This is a genomic window from Xanthomonas sp. SHU 308 (assembly GCF_000364645.1).
Classification (GTDB): domain Bacteria; phylum Pseudomonadota; class Gammaproteobacteria; order Xanthomonadales; family Xanthomonadaceae; genus Xanthomonas_A; species Xanthomonas_A sontii.
The window spans coordinates 1-783 of sequence record NZ_AQOK01000126.1 but is presented as its reverse complement, the minus strand read 5'-3'; the positions used below and the strand labels follow the sequence as shown (position 1 = coordinate 783).

Annotated in this window: 2 protein-coding genes; both read right to left on the bottom strand. The window is 50.3% G+C overall.

The genetic code is table 11. The features are described 5' to 3' along the window. A partial coding sequence (locus tag D588_RS26405) for a zeta toxin family protein (protein ID WP_157836427.1) occupies positions 1-282 on the bottom strand: 282 nt, incomplete at its 3' end. Further along, positions 279-620: a hypothetical protein gene (locus tag D588_RS27690; RefSeq protein ID WP_157836426.1), complete on the bottom strand. Its 342-nt coding sequence runs from the start codon at positions 618-620 to the stop codon at positions 279-281. The genes D588_RS27690 and D588_RS26405, both read right to left, overlap by 4 nt. Positions 621-783: the final 163 nt, after the last annotated feature.

Here is a 783-nt window from a genome sequence, read left to right as displayed (position 1 = left end):
GGGATGGGTGAGGCCGGACCAGGTGTAGGGGTGGGCGTCGCGAAAGTCGCTGACTTGCGGGTGAAATTCTCGCAGTTTATCTGGGTCGATCTTGACTACATTCCAGTCGAGTTCACGCTCAGCCATCTCGGCGAGACTGCCTTTTCCGGCGCCTGGCTGTCCAGCCAAAATGACAGCCCTCGGATGCTGAAAGGAAGATTTTTCAGACAATCCGCTCTTAGGAATTATTTCCTCGCCAAAAATCCTTTCATGCTCACCACCTGGAAGTTTACCATCACTCATAAGGCACCCCCATTCCGCTCAAAGTAAGCATGCAAATCAGGCATTCCACCCATATTAAACAAGGCAGATCCGACAGCAAAATCCTTTCTCTTTGCATTTTCTATAACCAACGGATCGCCGCCAGCCTTAGCATTTTTGAGTTCCTCACGCGCCTCTAAGATGAAAGAGCCAAGCGTGTCCTGCAGAATCCACACCGCACCATCAAATGGCATCGGAGGATTTGGATTTTTACAGTAATTATCAAGCACATTTTGAAGTTTCTGAATTTTTTCCGGGTATTCCCCAAGTATTTCTTGCAGCTTCTGCGGCACGGGAGGGCTGGAGGGCAAGGTCTTCATGCTGCACATCCTTGGAAGATTTTTCTATTGAACAGACGCACCTTTGACTAAACACCCTTTCGCCGTCTAACGCGGCATTGAGATCAGCTTATCTAGCATCGGCCTCGAACTGGCGCAACCATTGACTGGCATCGGGATGGGTGAGGCCGGACCAGGTGTAGGG

Bases quoted from the DNA above. Each gene is read 5' to 3' on its own strand.
- D588_RS27690 (WP_157836426.1), bottom strand. From the start codon at position 620: ATGAAGACCTTGCCCTCCAGCCCTCCCGTGCCGCAGAAGCTGCAAGAA.